The organism is Streptomyces gilvosporeus (genome assembly GCF_002082195.1).
GTDB classification, from domain to species: domain Bacteria; phylum Actinomycetota; class Actinomycetes; order Streptomycetales; family Streptomycetaceae; genus Streptomyces; species Streptomyces gilvosporeus.
On sequence record NZ_CP020569.1, the window covers coordinates 3,612,730 to 3,628,879 of the forward strand.

Consider the following 16,150-nt stretch of genomic DNA (forward strand, 5'->3'; position numbering starts at 1 on the left):
CACGCAGGGATCGATGCATGGAGATCGATGCATGAGATCGATACGTGTGAACCGACGTGCCCACCCTAAGTCAGGCGGCCGCCGACGTGCCCTTACAGGTCACGGACAAGGGGGATCGGCTCGTGAGGAGCTTGATCGCGTCGCGGCGCGTCCGAGGAGGCCGGCGGTCGGAGGCCGGTGGTGGGAGGCCGGCGGTCGGAGGTCGGAGCCGGCAGCCAACTCCCCTGCTCGGCGGGGAGTTGGCGGGGCAGGCCGAGGATGCCGGGGTGATCAGCTTCCGGTGGCCGTTTTCCAGGCATTGACGTATATATCCAGGTTCTTGTCGACATCGTTCCAGTCGGGCTGGAAGATCTCGACGCCGTTCATGATCTTCGCGAGGGCGGTGGCGTTGGCGTCGGTGGCCTTGATGTCCTTGCGGGCCGTGAAGCCGCCGCCGACCGAGGAGACCTCCTTCTGGACATCCGCGGAGAGCAGATAGTCCAGGAACTTCTTGGCGTTGGCGGTGTGCGGGGCGTTCTTGACCAGACCCGCGGCGTACGGGAGGGCGAAGGTGGTGGGCTTGCCGCCGGGCTTCGCGGCGGGGAAGAAGATGCCCTGGTGGGGCATGGACTTCATGTTGGCGTAGTTCATCTGGACATCGCCGTTGGCGACGAGGAGTTCGCCCTTGTCGGTCTTGGGGGCGAGCTGGCCGGTGGAGGAGGACGGGCCGACGTTGTTGGCCTGGAGCTTGCCCAGGAACTTCATGGCGGGGCCCTGGCCGCCGAGGTCGTGCATGGCCTTGATGAGAACGGCGGTGCCGTCACCGGCGACGCCGGGGGTGGAGTACTGGAGCTTGTCCCTGAACCGGCCGGCCGCCAGATCGGCCCAGGTCGCGGGCGCCTTCTTCAGTTCCTTGGTGTTGTAGACGAAGCAGAAGTAGTTGTTGACGACGGAGGTCCACTTGCCGTTCGGGTCCTTGTCGGCGGTCGCGACCTGGTCCGAGCCCTTGGGGCGGTAGACGGCCAGGAGGCCCTTGCCGTCGGCCTGCTGGATGAACGGGGGCAGGGTGACGACGACGTCGGCCTTGGTGTTGGCGCGTTCGCGGGCCAGGCGCTGGACGGCGGCGCCGGAGCCGGACTCGACGTAGTTGACCTTGATGCCGGTCTTCTTCTGGAAGTCCTTGAAGACCTTGTCGTAGAAGCCGTCGCCCTTTTCGCTCTTGAGGCCGTCGGCGCTGTAGACGGTGATCTCCTTGGCGTCGGGGTCGGCGGAGGAGGCGCCGCAGGCGCTGAGGGACGCGGCGAGGGTGAGGGCGCCGAGGCCGGCGGCGAGCGGCTTGCGGAGGGGGCGGGACATGTCGATGCAACTCCTCAGACGTTCATGGTGTTCAAAAGGGTGGAGGGAACGGAAAGGGGCGGGCCTGATCAGCCGGACCGGACTCCGGACGGGGCTCCGGACGGGGCTTACGGGCAGGGCCTAGCGGTAGGTGGCCCTGGTGCGGATGCGGGAGACGGTGAGCAGGACGAGGAGGGTGGTGGCCATGAGGACGACGGCCAAGGCGGCGCCCGCGAAGAGGGAGCCGCGGTCGGTGGCGGCGAAGATCTGGACGGGGAGGGGCATCCAGTCGGGGGGATAGAGCATCATCGTGGCGCTCAGTTCGCCCATCGAGAGGGCGAAGCACAGGCCGACGGCCGCGGTCAGGGACGGCAGCAACAGGGGGAGTTTGACCCGCCACAGGACATAGGCGGGGCGGGCGCCGAGGCCGGCGGCGCTCTGCTCGTACGCGGGGTCGAGGCGGGCGAGGGCGGCCGTCACGGACTGGTAGGCGAACGCGGTGACCAGAACCGTATGGGCGGTGATCACGATCTGCGGGGTGCCGTTGAGGAGGAAGGGGGGACGGGAGAAGGCGACGAGGAGGGAGAGTCCGACCACGACCGAGGGGACGGCGACGGGGAGCAGGAACAGGGCGTCGAGGACGCGCCGGGTGCGGCGGCCGAGTTTCTCCGCCGCCAGAGCGGCCCAGGTGCCGGCGGCGAGCGCGGCGGTGCTTGCCGCGAGGGCGGTCAGGACGCTGGTGACCAGGGCGTCCAGGGAGTCGCCCCGCACGATGTCCTGATAGTGCGTCAGGGTTGCTCCGGAGGGCAGGGCGCCGCTCCAGTTGGTGGCGAAGGACGCGGCCACGATGACGAGCAGAGGGAGGGCGAAGACGGGGACGAAGAGGAGGAAGAAGCCGATGTGGACGGCCCGGCGGGCGGCCTTGCTATGCACCAGCACGACGCGGGTCACCTCCTGAACGGGCTGCCGTACGCAGGCCCTTGCGCCTGCCACGCCGTGCGCCCGCCGCGCGGGAGGCCACGGTCCGGTAGAGGGCGTAGAGGGCGACGGACAGAGCGATATTGATGACGGCGACGACGCAGGCGCCGGTGTAGTCGCCGTCGAGGATGGCCTTGGTGTAGACGAGCATCGGCAGGGTGACGACGTCCTTGGCGCCGGTGAACAGGACGATCCCGAACTCGTTGAGGCACAGGACCAGGACCAGGGCGCCGCCGGCGGCCAGGGAGGGCAGCGCCTCGGGCAGGATCACCGTCCGGACGATCCGCCAGGGCCGGGCGCCCAGGGATGCGGCGGCCTCCAGCTGTCCCGTCTCCACCTGGGAGAAGGCGGCCAGCAGGGGGCGCATCACGAACGGGGTGAAGTAGGTGACCTCGGCGAGCAGGACGCCCCACGGGGTGTGCAGAAAGTTCAGCGGGCCGGTGGCCGCTCCCGTGACGTCCGTCCACAGGCCGTTGGCCACGCCGACGGTGCCGTAGAGAAACAGCAGCGCAAGGGTGATCAGGAAGGAGGGGAAGGCGAGGAAGAGATCGATGAAACGGCTGAGGGCTTTGCCGCCGGGGAACGGCACAAAGGCGATCACCAGGGCGAGCGCCAGGCCGAGGAGCAGGGCGCCGAGGGTCGCGCCGAGGGCTATCAGGACGGTGTTGCCGAGGGCTTCACGGAAGGAGGTCTCGGCGAGGACGGTGGTGTAGGGGGTGAGGGAGTGGCCGCCGTCGTCGGGGGTGAGGGACTGCCACGCCACCAGGGCGAGAGGGTAGAGGAAGACGAGGGCCAGGGCGGCGACGGGCGGGAGGACCCAGAGGACGGCCCGGGGTGCTCCCGGAGCCTGGACCCGGGCCGTCTCCCGGACCGCGGGCGTCCTAACGGCGACCATCTCGGCCCCCGCCCCTGGCACCACCGGCGGCCACCGCGTCGCGGACCGTGCAACGCCCCTCCAGTCCGGCCCCAGCGGCACCGATCCCGTCCACACCATCCGCGTCCGGGCCGATGCCCGCCGCACCGTCCGCGTCCCCGCCGATGCCCGCCGGGATCAGGACGCCGTCCTCCGGAGCGAAGTGCAGTGCGACCTCGTCGCCGAGGGCCGGGGTGTGGCGCAATTCGCGCAGATCGGCCAGGACGCGGTGGCCGTCGACATCCGCCTGGAGGCGGTGGGTTGCGCCGCGCCACTGCACCTCGGTGATCGTGCCGCGGAGGGTGTTGCCGTCCTTGGCCGGGCTCTCGCCGAGACCGACGAGATGGGGGCGTATGCACAAGGTGGCGGCGGCGCCCTCGGCCACGCCGTCCACCGGGACGGTCAGGGTGCGGCCGGCGAAGCGTACGCCGTCGCCGGCCACCGTGACCGGCAGCAGATTCGCGGTGCCGACGAAGGAGGCGGTGAATGCGGTGCGCGGGCGGCGGTAGAGCTGCTGCGGGGTGCCGCAGTCGCGCAGCCTGGCCTGGTCCATCACGGCGATCCGGTCGGCCAGCGTCAGCGCCTCCACCTGGTCGTGGGTGACGTAGAGGATGGTGACATCGGGCAACTCCCGGTGCAGACGGGCGAGTTCGGCGAGCATGCCGGAGCGGAGCCGGGCGTCGAGGGCGGAGAGCGGCTCGTCGAGCAGCAGTACGCCCGGCCGGATGGCCAGCGCGCGGGCGATGGCGACGCGCTGCTGCTGGCCGCCGGACAGCTCCCGGGGGTGCCGGTCGGCGTAGGCGGCCATCCCGGTCATGCCCAGGGCCTCGGCGACCCGTCCGGGGATCTCGGCGCGCGGTACCTTCTGCGCCCTGAGCCCGAAGGCGACGTTCTCGGCGACCTTCATATGCGGGAACAGCGCGTACTGCTGGACGACCATGCCGATGCCGCGCTTGTGCGGCGGCAGCCCGGTGACGTCCCGGCCGCCGAGCAGCACCCGCCCGGAGACCGGCCGGACGAAGCCGGCGACGGTCCGCAGTGCGGTGGTCTTGCCGGAGCCGGACGGGCCGAGCAGGGCCATCACCTCGCCCGGCTCCACGGTCAGGGAGAAGGAGTCCAGGGCGATGTGCTCACCGCGCCGCCCGTAGGCGACGGACACCTCCTCGAAGCGGATCCCGGCCTCCGGGGCGGCGGGCACCTCAGATCACCCCTACGAGGGCGGGGAGTTCGGCGACGGAGGCGAGGACATGGGTGGCGCCGGCCGCGGTCAGCCGCTCGGCGTCATGCGCCCCGGTGAGCACCCCCGCCACGATCCCGGCGCCCGCGCGGCGCCCGGTGAGCATGTCGTAGGAGGTGTCGCCGGCCACCGCGATCTGCCGTACGTCGTCGGCGGCGCCGGTGCGCAGCAGGGCGGCCAGCACCATGTCCGGGTAGGGCCGGCCGCGGCCGCCCGCGTCGGCCGGGCAGAGCGTCAGCGTGACGAGGTCGCGCCAGCCGAGGGCGTCGAGGATGGCGTCCTGGGTGACCCGGGCGAAGCCGGTGGTGAGCACGACGGTGCGGCCGGCGGCCTGGAGCGCCTCGATCGCCTCGCGGGCGCCGGGGAGAGGGGCGATCCTGCCCGCGTCGACCAGTTCGCCGTACGCCTCCTCGAAGGCCGCGTTGGCGCGGTGGGCCGTCGCCTCGTCGCCGAAGAGGTGACGGAAGACGGAGATCTTGGATTCGCCCATGGTGGCGCGGACATGGGCCAGCTTCTCGGCGTGGTCGGTGCTGCCGGGCTCGACGCCGAGGCGCCGGGCGGCGGTTTCGAAGGCCAGCTCGACCAGGCCGTCGTCGGCGACGGTGGTGCCGGCCATGTCCAGGACGACCAGCCGGATGTCGTGCGCCGGGGTGCCGTGGGGGCCGCCAGGGCTTTCGGGGACGTCGGGGCTTTGGGGGCTGTCGGGGGTCAACGGGCTCACCATCCCAGTTCGTTCGCGGTGGTTTCGGCGATGGCCGGGGAGCAGGTCATACCGCGCCCGCCGGGCCCGGTGACCAGCCAGACCCCGTCGCGGACCTGCTGGCGGTGGACCACCCGGGCGGTGTCGGTGCACTGGGCGTACACCCCGGCCCAGCGGCGGCGGATACGGGGCAGCGGGCGCCCCAGGATCGACTCGACGACGCCGGTCAGATGCTCGTACGGCTCCTCGACGGTGTCGAAGGCGAACGGCGCGGCGTACTCGTGGGTGTCGCCGATGGTCAGCCCGCCGTCGGCGCGCTGCACCATCAGCAGCTGCATCTTGTGTGCGGACGCGGTGGGCGCCTGCTCCTGGCCCGCGTTGAGTGCGTCGAGGGCGTCGCTGCGGTAGGCCGGGTAGTAGCGGAAGCTGTCCGCGTCGGCGACGGAGGTGGTCAGCGGTTCGCCCAGCGGGTCGGTCTGCATCATCTGGAGGCGTACGCGGCGCACCGGCAGGTCCGGGATCAGCTCGCGGACCAGACCACCGAGCCAGGCCCCCGTGCACAGGACGACCGCATCGCCGTGGTGGGTGTCCCCGTGGTCGTCGCGTACGGCGCGTTCGCCGACGACCTCGCGGACCTCCCGGCCCCCGAGGTAGGTGTACCGACCCGACTCCAACAGCTTGGATTTCAGGGCGCGTTGGGCTGTGCGCGGTTCCACGGCGGCATCCCGCTCGCACCACAGCGCGCCGGCGAACTCCCCGCGCAGCGCGGGGTTGAGCGCCCGCGCCCGGTCGGCGGACAGCAGCTCGTAGCCGCGGGCGGCGGCGTCCGGGCGGCGGGTGGCGGCCTCGGCGACGGCCTTCTCGGCCGCGTTCTTGACGACGGTCAGCGAGCCGATGGCACGGAAGCCGAGCTCGGGAACCCGGGCGCCGATGCCCTCCCACAGGTCGCGGGCGCGCAGCGCGGTCGCCAACTCCTCGCCGCCGGCCCGGCCGCTGACCCAGATCTGCCCGAAGTTCCGCACCGAGGCGCCGCGGGCCTCGGCCTCGCGTTCGAGGTGCAGGACCTCATGACCGCGCTCGATGGCATGCCAGGCGTGCATGGTCCCCAGCACCCCGGCTCCGACAACTATGACTCGCATGCCCCAGACGGTCGTGGCGGTGGGTGGCCCGGAGCGGTCGGGTCGGCGACGCGATGGTGAACAGGGGTTCAAGGTTGGCCTAGACCCGTTATCTTTTTGTTATCTGGCGAGGGTGGTCGGGTTGAGGGGCTAGGTCAGCGTTTGCGTTCCCGTCGTACGGCTCAGCCCGGCGTCCCCGGGTGCGACGTTCCCCGGTGTGCCGTCCCCAGGTGCGCGGTGAACGAGAACCGGTCGCCGCGGAAGAGGGAGCGCACCCGTTCGAGGGGGCGGCCCTGCGTGTCCCGGGACAGCCGGTGGATGAGCAGCATGGGCAGCGCGCCGGGAGTGCCGATCAGCAGCGCCTCGCGCGGGGTGGCCAGGACGGTCTCCAGGCGCTCGTCGGCGTCGCCGAAGCCGATGCCGAGCCGGTCGTGGAGGTAGGCGTAGAAGGAGGAGTCCGGGGTGAAGTCGGTGTCCAGATCGGGGACGCGGGCGACCGCGACATAGGTGCTCTCCAGGCCGACCCGTTCGTCGTCGGCGAGCAGCACCCGCTCCATGTGCCAGACGGCGTCGCCGACCTGGAGCCCGAGATCGGCGGCGAGCGGCGCCGGGCAGGCGAAGCGGTCGAGGCCGATGAGGTGGCGGCCGGGGGTGCGGCCCTGGCGACGGACGCCCTCGGTGTAACTGGCGAGCGAGAGGGGCTGCTCCATCTTGGGGCCCGCGACGACCGTGCCGCGCCCCAGGCGGCGCAGCCGTCCCTCCAGGACCAGCTCGCGCAGGGCCTGGCGCAGCGTCTCGCGGGACACCTCGAAGCGCAGCGCCAGATCGCGTTCCGCGGGCAGCGGTTCGCCCTCCCCCAACTCCTTGAGCAGCGCCGCGATTTCGACCTTGGCCGCGTAGTACTTGGGGATGCGCCCGTGCTCGGGGATGCCGGACCGGATGGGTGCGCCAGGTTCCTGGCCGTACTCGTATTCCACCTCGTGATCCTCGCATTGCGTGCGGGCGAGGGGCGCGCTGACGGCGGTTCAGCGGCGCAGGCGGCGGGCGCCCCGCTACCCGACGGCCTCCCGGCTCGCCGCAAGGGCCGGATGCCGCGGCCCGAACAGCGGTGCCAGCACCAGCTGCGCCGCGCCGTCCGCGACCGCCCGCGCGCCCCCCGGGGCGAGCATCACAGGGACCGCGGACCCACCCCGTATCCGGGCATGGTCGGCGAGCACCCGGGCGACGCCGTCCGCGAACCCCTCCGGATGGTCCAGTACGGTGCGGCCGCCGAGCAGCACCCGGTCGATGTCCAGCAGCTCCACGAGGTTGGCCGCGCCCACCCCCAGCAACCGCGCCGCCTCCGCCAGATCGCCGCGCACCACCGCCGTCAGGCACAGCGCCTCGATACAGCCCCGCTTGCCGCAGCCGCACTCGGGGCCGTCCAACTGCACCACCTGGTGGCCGAATTCACCGGCTCCGGTACGCCGCCCCCGGTAGAGCCCGCCGCCCAGCACCAGCCCCGCGCCCAGGCCCGTGCCCAGGTGCAGATATGCGAAGGATCCGCTGCCCGGAGGGAGGCCGCGGCCGTCGTCCGCCCCGCCTGCCTCTTCCGTCCCGGTGTGTTCGTCCGCCCCGACTCCCTCCCCTGTGCCGCGTACCCGTATGCCCTGTGCCAGGCCGAGGGCCGCCGCGTTGGTGTCCTTGTCGAGGACGACGGGCAGGCCGAGGCGGTCGGCGAGCGCGTCCCGTAGGGGGAAGCCGTCCCACTGGGGCGCGCCGGTGACCCGGTGCAGCACCCCGGCGGTGTGGTCCAGGGGGCCGGGGCAGGCGACCCCCACCCCCAGGACGGGCGGCCCGCCGGCTCCGTCCCGTAGCGCGGCGACCTCTCGTTCGACGGTGGTCAGCACCCGGTCGGCACCGTCCTCGAAGGCCAGCGGGGCGCGGCGCACCGCGACCGGGTCGCCGGCGAGGTCGGCGAGGACGGCGGTGAGCTCATCGCGCTCCAGATGGAGCCCTATGGCATGCCGGGCACCGGGGACCAGCCGCAGGACGGTGGGAGGCTTGCCGCCGGTCGAAGCGCGCCGGCCCGCCTCGTCGGCGAGCCCGTCGGCCCGCAGCCGTGCGGTGATCTTGCTGACGGCCTGGGGGGTCAGACCCGTGGCCGCGGCCAGCTCCAGCCGGCTCACGCCCCGCTCCCCCGCCGCCCGCAGCAGCCCCAGCACCAGTGCGGCGTTGTGCCCGCGCAGCGCGGGGAGGTTGGCGCCGGGGCTGCCGGACGCGTCATAGGACGCCCCGGACAGCTCGGAATCGCCGGACGTCCCGCGCGCCCCGGCGGCCACATCGTTCCTCGTCACCCTGCTCGTCGCCCCACTCGTCACCCCTCCATTGTCCCCAGCGCTTGCACTTTCGCAACAGCGTTGTTTAAGTGGATCCATGAGTGGAGTCCTCAGTCACCCCCCGCTCCGTGTCGGCCTCATCGGCTACGGCCTGGCCGGCTCGGTCTTCCACGCGCCGCTGATCGCCGCCACCGACGGGCTGGTCCTCGACACCGTCTCGACCAGCAGCCCCGAGCGCCAGGCGCAGGCCCGCGCCGAGCATCCGCAGGTCCGTACGGTCGACACCGCCGAGGCCCTCCTCGACCGCGCCGACGACCTCGATCTGATCGTCGTGGCAAGCCCGAACAAAACACATGTCCCGCTGGCCACCGCCGCCCTGAAGGCCGGGCTCCCGGTGGTCGTCGACAAACCGCTGGCCGCGACCGCCGCCGAGGCCGAGGAGCTCGCCGCGCTCGCCGCCGACCGCGGCCTGCTGCTCTCCGTCTTCCAGAACCGCCGCTGGGACAACGACTTCCTTACGGTCCGCAAGCTCATCGAAGAGGGCACCCTCGGCGAGATCCAGCGCTTCGAGTCCCGGTTCGAGCGCTGGCGGCCGCAGCCCAAGGGCGGCTGGCGCGAGTCCGGTGACCCGCTGGAGATCGGCGGACTGCTCTACGACCTCGGCAGCCATCTCGTCGACCAGGCGCTGACCCTCTTCGGCCCGGTCGTCTCCGTATACGCCGAGGCCGATATCCGCCGGCCGGGCGCGGAGGCCGACGACGACACCTTCATCGCCCTCACCCATGCGAACGGCGTCCGTTCCCATCTGTGGATGAGCGCCACCACCGCCATGCTGGGCCCGCGTTTCCGGGTGCTCGGCAGCCGGGCGGGCTACGTCAAACACGGCCTGGACCCGCAGGAGGCGGCGCTGCGCGAGGGCCTCCGGCCGGGCACCGAGGGCGCGGCGTGGGGCGTGGAGCCGGAGTCCCGCTGGGGCCGGCTGGGCACCGGGGCGGCACCGCAGAGCGGCGGCGCCGAGCCCGTACCGACGCTGCCCGGCGACTATCCCGCCTATTACGCCGCGATCGTCCGGGCCCTACGGGAGGGCGGCGACCTGCCGGTCACCGCCCTCGAAGCGGCGGAGACGCTGCGGGTGTTGGCCACGGCGAGGCGCTGCGCTTCGCCTGGGCCCCACGTTGTCGGCTGACCCGCCCGTCCGCTGCGCTTTGCCTGGGCCCCACGTTGTCGGCCGTCCCGCCGTAGGGGTTTGCCTGTCCGCTGCGCTTTGCCTGGGCCGACGGTTTCGGCTTTCCCGCCGTTGCGCCTGCGGCGGGCTGGTGCCGCTGGCGCGGGGCTGTCCGGCAGCGGCACCAGCCCTACACGGCTCCGCCGCTACGGTCCGGCACCTCCCCGTTGGGGGTGGAAAAAGACGGTGGGGGTGGACCACCGCCTTTTCCCCTCCCCCGTCGGGAGGGGCCGCACCGGAGGACGAAGTCCGCAGGGGCGGCACCGCGGCCGACACACAACCCCAGCCCACCGCAGGCGCAACGGCGAGAAGCGCCTACGGCGGGAAAGACAAAAACGTGGGGAGCTAGGCCCGCGCCAAGCGCTGGCATTGGCGCCCCAGCCCGTCGATTTCCAGTTCCACCACGTCGTCGGCCCGCAGATACGGCTTGGGTTCGGGCTGGCCCATGGCTACGCCCGCCGGGGTGCCGGTGTTGATGACGTCGCCGGGGTACAGGGTCATGAACTGGCTGACGTAGCGGACGACTTCCGCCACCGGGAAGATCTGCTCGGCGGTGGTGCCGTCCTGTTTGAGCTCGCCGTTGACCCACAGCCGGATGCCGAGGGACTGCGGATCGGGCACCTCGTCGGCGGTCACCAGCCAGGGGCCCAGTGGGTTGAACGTCTCGCAGTTCTTGCCCTTGTCCCACTGGCCGCCGCGCTCTATCTGGAACGCGCGCTCGGAGACGTCGTGCGCCACCGCGTATCCGGCGACCACCGCCCGCGCCTGCTCGTCGCTCTCCAGATAGCGGGCGGTACGGCCGATGACGACCGCCAGCTCCACCTCCCAGTCGGTCTTCTCGCTGCCCCGGGGGATGAGCACCGTGTCGTCCGGGCCGACGACGGTGTCCGGGGCCTTCATGAAGATGATCGGCTCCTCGGGGGTCGCGGCCCCCGTCTCGCGGGCGTGGTCGTGGTAGTTCAGCCCGATGCACACGACCTTGCCGATACCGGCCACCGGGGCGCCGATGCGCAGCCCGGAGGCGTCGAGTGCGGGCAGCTCGCCGGACGCGGCGGCGGCACGGACCCGCGCCAGCGCCTCGTCGTCCGCGAGCAGCGCCCCGTTGATGTCCGTGACCAGGTCCGACAGGTCCCGCAGGACCCCGGACTCGTCGAGCAGCGCCGGGCGTTCCGCCCCCACCGTTCCGACACGCAGCAGCTTCATCGGTACAACTCCCGTGGTCGAAGGTCGACCCGAAAGGGATCTTCCGGGCCGGCCGATGGGGGACGGCCATCGGGTGATTTGGCCGATCCTCCAAGAAGGCCGTCCAGTCCGCAAGACCCTGTTCAGGGAGTGGACCTTTACTGGGCGGTAGCAACGGGGGCGGAGGTAGTGGTGGGAGTGGCGGTGTGAACGGTGGCGGGCGGCGGCCCGGCTAGTTGGCGGCGCGGGCGGGGTGGTCCGTACCGCCGCCGTGCGCCTTCCGGCTGTTGGCCCGGGCCCGGGCGGCTCGCCGGCGTGCCGCGCGGGTCTTGGGGGCGGTGCGCCGTGCGACGGACGCGCACTCCGGCGTCGCCGGGGAGGACCCGGCCGTCGCCACGGAGGGCCGGGCCGCCCCCGGGGTGGACTCGGCCGCCACCCCCGGCTCCGGCATTCCCGCAGGCTCGCCGCCGCCCCGCCGCGTACGGTCCCGCCGCAGCCACGCCCGCTCGCACGCCGTCCAGGTGGTCGACGTCACCGTGTACAGCCCGGCCGCCAGCGGCACCACGGCCACCGTGATCAGCATGCCGAACGACAGCAGGGGCAGCACCTTCGTCATCCCACCCAGCCCGGGCAGCCCCGGCGTCCCCGCGCCGCCCGCCGCCGGCTTCGGCGCGGCGGCCGCGGCGGCCCGCGCCCGGCGGAAGTTCCAGGTGGCGACCGCGCCGATCAGGGCGAACAGGGCGAGGTAGACCAGCCCCTGGGCCCCGAACACCCCACCGTCCGCGAGCGCCTGACTCCAGTGCCCGCCGAGCGGCGCGCCCAGCAGCGTATGTCCGAGCAGCGCGCCGCCCCCGGTGGAGAAGAGGTGGTACATCAGGAAGAAAAAGGGCAGTTGGAGCAGCGAGGGGAGACAGCCGGCCAGCGGGGAGGCGCCGTTCTTCGCGTACAGGTCGGCCATCGCCTTCTGGAGCCGCTCCGGGTTGCCCTTGTGCTTGCGCTGGAGTTCGGCGAGCTGCGGGGCGAGCGCGGTGCGGGCCTGCTCGCCGCGGGCCGCGGCGCGGGCGAGCGGATGCAGCGCGGTGCGTACGGCGAGGGTGAACAGGACGATGGCGGCGGCCGTGGCCGCGGTGCCGAACAGCGGTGTCAGGGCGTCGGCGATGCGCGCCAGCCCCTCGCCGAGAATGCCGAAAACGGACATGGATGAGCCCTCCACGGGTCTCGTCGTGCCGGGAAAAGAGGGAAATTCGGCGTGACGAGCGGCGCGGACGCGGCGGGAAGGTGGTGCCCGGGAGCGTCTACGCGGCCGTCGGGAGGGGACGGCCCGGTGCTCGGGGACGCGGGCGGCCGGCCGCGTCGGGGTCGCGCTGGGGCAGAAACGCCGTACGGCGCTCACGGTCGCGGATGGCCGTACGGATCCGGCCCGGTGGCACGGGCGCGGCGTATGCGGCGAGAAGGAACGCGCTGCACAGGAGCAGCACCGCGGCGGTGGCCGCAGCGGCGGTGAGCGCGGACGTCAACCCCGCCTGGGCCAGCAGCAGTCCGGCGAGGAGGAAGAAGAGCGCGGAGGTGTACAGCCGCCACGCATCGACGATCCGGTACATCCGCTCCCCCTTCCGCGCATCGACTTTTGTCGGCTTTCGCTCAAGAGTAGCCGCACCTCTGGGCAGTCGGCCGACGGGTGGGTAACTTGCCCTCCCTGCCGCCGGGACGGGCGGCGGATCGGCGATGCATCGGGCGGCGGACCGAGCGGTGCATCGGGCGACAGATCGGGGGCGGTTCGGGGACTTTTCCACAGGTCAGGGGTGGTTACGGGGCACGGGCCCCGTGGGCTTCGGCAGCCCCGCCCCTCTCCGTCGGCAGCCGCACCACTCACCCCCGACTCCCCCACCCCTCACCCCCCAACCCCCCACAACTCAAGGACCACCCAGGAGGTGCTGTGCGCGACATCAGCGTTCCGGCCCTGGCGGCGCCGTTGCGGACCGGCGGTCTTGCCGACTCCGTGTTCGACACCGCCGCCTTCCAGCCGGACTTCGCCCAGCTCGCCCGCCGCGACACCGAGGACCAGGGGACCTGGCAGCCGGTCACCGCGGCGGAATTCCGCGATGAGGTCATCGACCTGGCCAGAGGACTGCTGACGGACGGGATCCGGCCCGGCACCCGGGTCGCGCTGATGTCCCGTACCCGCTACGAGTGGACGCTGTTCGCCTACGCCCTGTGGACGATCGGCGCCCACCTCGTACCGGTCTATCCGACCGCCTCCGTCGAGCAGCTGCGCTACATCCTCTCCGGCGCGCAGGTCTCCGCGGTCGTCGTCGAGAACGAGGCGCAGGCCATGACCGTCGCCGCGGCCTGCGACGAGGCGACCGCGCTGCGTCGGCTGTGGCAGCTGGACCGGGACTGCGTACGGCGGCTGACCGAGGAGGGCACCCGCCTGAGCGACGCCGATGTGCACCGGCTGCGCCGGGCGGTCACCCCCGGCTCCACGGCCGCGATCGTGCACACCTCGGGGACCACCGGTGTCCCCCGCGGCTGTGTGATCACCCACGCCGGCCTCGCCGCGGAATGCGACACCCTCTACGCGGGCTGGGGCAACCTCCTCGCCGCCCCCGGGGAGCGGCCGTCGCTGCTGGCTTTCCTGCCCTTCGCCCATGTCTACGGCCTGATGGTCCAGGTGGCCTGCATGCGCGGCGGCGTCCTGCTGGGCCATCAGCCGGATCCGTCCGCGGACGCGCTGCTGGCGGCCCTGGCCTCGTTCCGCCCCACCGTCCTGTTCGCGGTCCCGTACCTCTACGAGAAGATCTGCGACCGCGCCCGCCGGGCCGCCGAACAGGCCGGGCGACGGCGGACGTTCGATGCGGCGATCACGGTCGCGGTGCGCTACGCGGAGGCGCTGGCGGCGCAGGCGCAGGGCACCGGGAGCGGCCCCGACGCGTTCCTGCGCACCCGGCATGCGCTCTACGAACGGCCGGTGTACTCCCGCCTCCGCGCGCTGCTCGGCGGAAGGGTGTGCCTCGCGGTCTCCGGGAGCTCCGCCCTGCGCCGGGAGCTGGGCCTGCTCTACGCCGGTGCGGGCCTCACCATTTACGACGGATACGGCCTGACGGAGACGACCGGGGCGATCACCGTGCAGCCGCCGGGGCGGGTGCGTTTCGGGACGGTGGGGATGCCGCTCCCGGGGAACGCGGTGCATCTGGCGCTGGACGGCGAGGTGTGGGTGCGCGGTCCGGCGGTCTTCGCGGGCTATCTGGACGAGGACGGGTCTCCGGGCAGCGGCCTGTACGACGGCTGGCTGCCCACCGGCGACCTCGGCCGGCTGGACGACGACGGCTATCTGGTCATCACCGGCCGCAAGAAGGACATCATCATCACCAGCGGCGGCAACAGCGTCGCGCCGCAGGGCCTGGAGGAACGCCTGCGCGCCCATCCGCTGATCTCCCAATGCGTGGTGGTCGGCGACAACCGCCCGTACGTCACGGCGCTGATCACCCTCGATCCGGAGGCACTGGCGCACTGGCGATGGCTGCGCGAGGGACGGGAGCGGCGGGAGAGGCGAGACAGTCGGGAGTGGCGAGAGATACGAGGCGGGCGAGCCGGTCGAGAGGGGCGGGAGGAGCGAGAGGGGCGCGTAGAAGGGGAATGGTGCGCAGGGTGGGAGTGGCATACGGGGCGAAAGGGGCGTGAGGTGCCGGAGGTCGGTGCCGCGGCCTCCGGTGGCCGCGGCACGGCTGCGGAAGAGGAGGAGATACGGGCCGAGGTCGGGCGGGCGGTGGCCCGCGCGAACAGCGCGGTCTCCCGCGGCGAGTCGATCCGCGCCTTCCGCATTCTGCCGGGCGAGTTCAGCCAGGAGTCCGGGCTGATGACGCCGTCGCTGAAGCTGCGCCGGGCGGCGATCGTACGGGCGTATGCGGCCGAGATCGACGCCCTGTACGCCCGGGGCGAGCGCGAGCCGCAGCTGTCCCGCGCGGAGCGGAGGCGAGCGGCGGCCGCAAGTCGGTACGCCGTCTGAGGGCGGGGTCCCCTGACGACCGTTCCCGCTGAACGGCCGTTCCTCCGGCGGTCGTTCAGCGCCAAACCGTAGCAGGGCCGCTCCGCCCCCGGCCGTAATTTGTCCAGGGGTGAGGACCTCGGTCCACGGGCCCGGCGCGGCGCTTAGCGTCCGGTGGCATTCCGGTGGGCCCCATCCGGGGGCCCACCACGGAGGTGAACCGGGAGGGTCATGTGCGGTCCTTCGTCCGCAACTCCGCGGTGTCGGTGCCCGGATTCCCCGGGACGGGATCCGGACGTCTCACGCTCTCAGGACGGACCATCGCCACCGGCCTGGTGGTCTGTGCCCTCATCGCCACCCTCGCGGCGCTGCTGCTGCCGGTGCAGCTCTTCGGCGAGAGCGCGGCGGCGGCGACCACCACCCTCACGTACGACGACGACGGCGGCGGCACGGTCTCCACCCGTTACGGGCCGCTGACCGCGATGGACCGGGACTTCGTCCGCAAGGTCAAGCTGGCCGGGCTGTGGGAGATGCCGGCCGGCAGGCAGGCGCAGGACCGCGGCACGACCGACGCGGTGCGCACGGCGGGGCGGCATCTCGTCGCCGGACACACCGAGTTGAACCGTCTCGTCGACCAGGCGGGGCAGATGCTGGGCATTCCCCTGCCCAACCAGCCCTCGCCCGAGCAGCAGAGCTGGCTCACGCAGATCACCAACGCCCAGGGGAACGACTTCGCCCCGCTGTTCGCGGAGCTGCTGCGCCGCTCGCACGGCAAGGTCTTCGGCCTGATCGCCCTGGTCCGCGACCAGACCCGCAACACCGTGGTGCGCGCCCTGGCGGACCGCGCCAATGCCACGGTCCTGGACCACATCACGGTTCTGGAGAAGACCGGCGACGTCAACTTCTCGACGCTGCACACCTATTGAGTCGACAGGGCCCGACGGGCCGCCGGGGTCCGACGGGCCGGGCGGGCGGCCGGTCGGCAACCGCCGGCCGCCCAGAGACGCCGGGGCCGCCGGGCCGCCCGCCAGGAACCGCCCGGGCCGTAAGGGCCGCGGGCCTGCCCTGAGCCGGGCCGGGCCGCCGCAAGCCCCGGGTCCGCCCCGGACCGCGGGCCGCCCGACCGACGGCCCGCACAGGCCCACCCCGCGACCACCCACCACCACCGCCACGACCACCC

The 16,150-nt window shown here is 72.7% G+C and carries 14 protein-coding genes; 3 read left to right on the forward strand and 11 right to left on the reverse strand.

Going from position 1 to position 16,150, the window contains the following annotated elements; genetic code table 11:
• Window positions 1–270: 270 nt before the first annotated feature.
• From B1H19_RS15915 to B1H19_RS15950, 8 genes are all read right to left on the reverse strand, one after another.
• Window positions 271–1,335: a 2-aminoethylphosphonate ABC transporter substrate-binding protein gene (locus B1H19_RS15915; RefSeq protein WP_083105370.1), complete on the reverse strand. Its 1,065-nt coding sequence runs from the start codon at window positions 1,333–1,335 to the stop codon at window positions 271–273.
• Between the two features lie 120 nt (window positions 1,336–1,455).
• A complete protein-coding gene (locus tag B1H19_RS15920; RefSeq protein WP_083109678.1) occupies window positions 1,456–2,253 on the reverse strand; it encodes an ABC transporter permease in 798 nt (265 codons plus the stop codon).
• Window positions 2,240–3,187, reverse strand: a complete 948-nt coding sequence (locus tag B1H19_RS15925) for a 2-aminoethylphosphonate ABC transporter permease subunit (RefSeq protein WP_083109677.1) — start codon at window positions 3,185–3,187, stop codon at window positions 2,240–2,242. The genes B1H19_RS15920 and B1H19_RS15925 overlap by 14 nt, the downstream gene beginning before the upstream one ends.
• Entirely contained in the window at window positions 3,174–4,403 is a 1,230-nt protein-coding gene (locus B1H19_RS15930) for an ABC transporter ATP-binding protein (RefSeq protein WP_083105371.1), read from the reverse strand. The genes B1H19_RS15925 and B1H19_RS15930 overlap by 14 nt, the downstream gene beginning before the upstream one ends.
• A 1-nt stretch (window position 4,404) precedes the next feature.
• Window positions 4,405–5,166, reverse strand: a complete 762-nt coding sequence (locus tag B1H19_RS15935) for a phosphonatase-like hydrolase (protein ID WP_083105372.1) — start codon at window positions 5,164–5,166, stop codon at window positions 4,405–4,407.
• Window positions 5,160–6,281, reverse strand: coding sequence for a TIGR03364 family FAD-dependent oxidoreductase (locus B1H19_RS15940; RefSeq protein WP_083105373.1), 1,122 nt, complete (start codon window positions 6,279–6,281; stop codon window positions 5,160–5,162). The genes B1H19_RS15935 and B1H19_RS15940 overlap by 7 nt, the downstream gene beginning before the upstream one ends.
• Window positions 6,282–6,442: 161 nt before the next feature.
• Window positions 6,443–7,237 carry a GntR family transcriptional regulator gene (locus B1H19_RS15945; RefSeq protein WP_083105374.1) on the reverse strand — a complete coding sequence of 265 codons (795 nt, stop codon included), beginning with the start codon at window positions 7,235–7,237 and terminating at the stop codon, window positions 6,443–6,445.
• 75 nt (window positions 7,238–7,312) lie between these two features.
• Complete coding sequence (locus B1H19_RS15950; RefSeq protein WP_237289330.1) at window positions 7,313–8,596, reverse strand: ROK family transcriptional regulator; 1,284 nt, start codon at window positions 8,594–8,596, stop codon at window positions 7,313–7,315.
• 79 nt (window positions 8,597–8,675) lie between these two features.
• Here B1H19_RS15950 and B1H19_RS15955 point away from each other — a divergent pair, with 79 nt between their 5' ends.
• The gene (locus B1H19_RS15955; protein ID WP_083105376.1) at window positions 8,676–9,764 is read left to right on the forward strand and encodes a Gfo/Idh/MocA family protein; all 1,089 of its coding nucleotides are present in this window, start codon (window positions 8,676–8,678) and stop codon (window positions 9,762–9,764) included.
• A 384-nt stretch (window positions 9,765–10,148) separates the two neighbouring features.
• Here the strand turns inward: B1H19_RS15955 and B1H19_RS15960 are convergent, their stop codons facing one another.
• From B1H19_RS15960 to B1H19_RS15970, 3 genes are all read right to left on the reverse strand, one after another.
• Complete coding sequence (locus B1H19_RS15960) at window positions 10,149–11,006, reverse strand: fumarylacetoacetate hydrolase family protein (RefSeq protein ID WP_083105377.1); 858 nt, start codon at window positions 11,004–11,006, stop codon at window positions 10,149–10,151.
• A 211-nt stretch (window positions 11,007–11,217) separates the two neighbouring features.
• Window positions 11,218–12,183 carry a YidC/Oxa1 family membrane protein insertase gene (locus tag B1H19_RS15965; protein ID WP_083105378.1) on the reverse strand — a complete coding sequence of 322 codons (966 nt, stop codon included), beginning with the start codon at window positions 12,181–12,183 and terminating at the stop codon, window positions 11,218–11,220.
• 97 nt (window positions 12,184–12,280) lie between these two features.
• On the reverse strand, window positions 12,281–12,586 hold the full coding sequence (locus tag B1H19_RS15970) for a DUF6412 domain-containing protein (protein ID WP_083105379.1): 306 nt from the start codon (window positions 12,584–12,586) through the stop codon (window positions 12,281–12,283).
• A 335-nt stretch (window positions 12,587–12,921) separates the two neighbouring features.
• Here B1H19_RS15970 and B1H19_RS15975 point away from each other — a divergent pair, with 335 nt between their 5' ends.
• On the forward strand, window positions 12,922–14,991 hold the full coding sequence (locus B1H19_RS15975) for an AMP-dependent synthetase/ligase (protein ID WP_237289332.1): 2,070 nt from the start codon (window positions 12,922–12,924) through the stop codon (window positions 14,989–14,991).
• A gap of 245 nt (window positions 14,992–15,236) precedes the next feature.
• Window positions 15,237–15,896 (forward strand): DUF4142 domain-containing protein, encoded by a 660-nt coding sequence (locus B1H19_RS15985; protein WP_083109679.1) that lies wholly within the window; start codon window positions 15,237–15,239, stop codon window positions 15,894–15,896.
• Window positions 15,897–16,150 lie beyond the last annotated feature (254 nt).

What these genes read in the sequence shown, in the direction of transcription:
- B1H19_RS15935 (WP_083105372.1), bottom strand. Translation starts at nt 5,166, where the DNA reads ATGGTGAGCCCGTTGACCCCCGACAGCCCCCAAAGCCCCGACGTCCCC.
- B1H19_RS15970 (WP_083105379.1), bottom strand. Translation starts at nt 12,586, where the DNA reads ATGTACCGGATCGTCGATGCGTGGCGGCTGTACACCTCCGCGCTCTTC.
- B1H19_RS15925 (WP_083109677.1), bottom strand. Translation starts at nt 3,187, where the DNA reads ATGGTCGCCGTTAGGACGCCCGCGGTCCGGGAGACGGCCCGGGTCCAG.
- B1H19_RS15960 (WP_083105377.1), bottom strand. Translation starts at nt 11,006, where the DNA reads ATGAAGCTGCTGCGTGTCGGAACGGTGGGGGCGGAACGCCCGGCGCTG.
- B1H19_RS15940 (WP_083105373.1), bottom strand. Translation starts at nt 6,281, where the DNA reads ATGCGAGTCATAGTTGTCGGAGCCGGGGTGCTGGGGACCATGCACGCC.
- B1H19_RS15955 (WP_083105376.1), top strand. Translation starts at nt 8,676, where the DNA reads ATGAGTGGAGTCCTCAGTCACCCCCCGCTCCGTGTCGGCCTCATCGGC.
- B1H19_RS15915 (WP_083105370.1), bottom strand. Translation starts at nt 1,335, where the DNA reads ATGTCCCGCCCCCTCCGCAAGCCGCTCGCCGCCGGCCTCGGCGCCCTC.
- B1H19_RS15965 (WP_083105378.1), bottom strand. Translation starts at nt 12,183, where the DNA reads ATGTCCGTTTTCGGCATTCTCGGCGAGGGGCTGGCGCGCATCGCCGAC.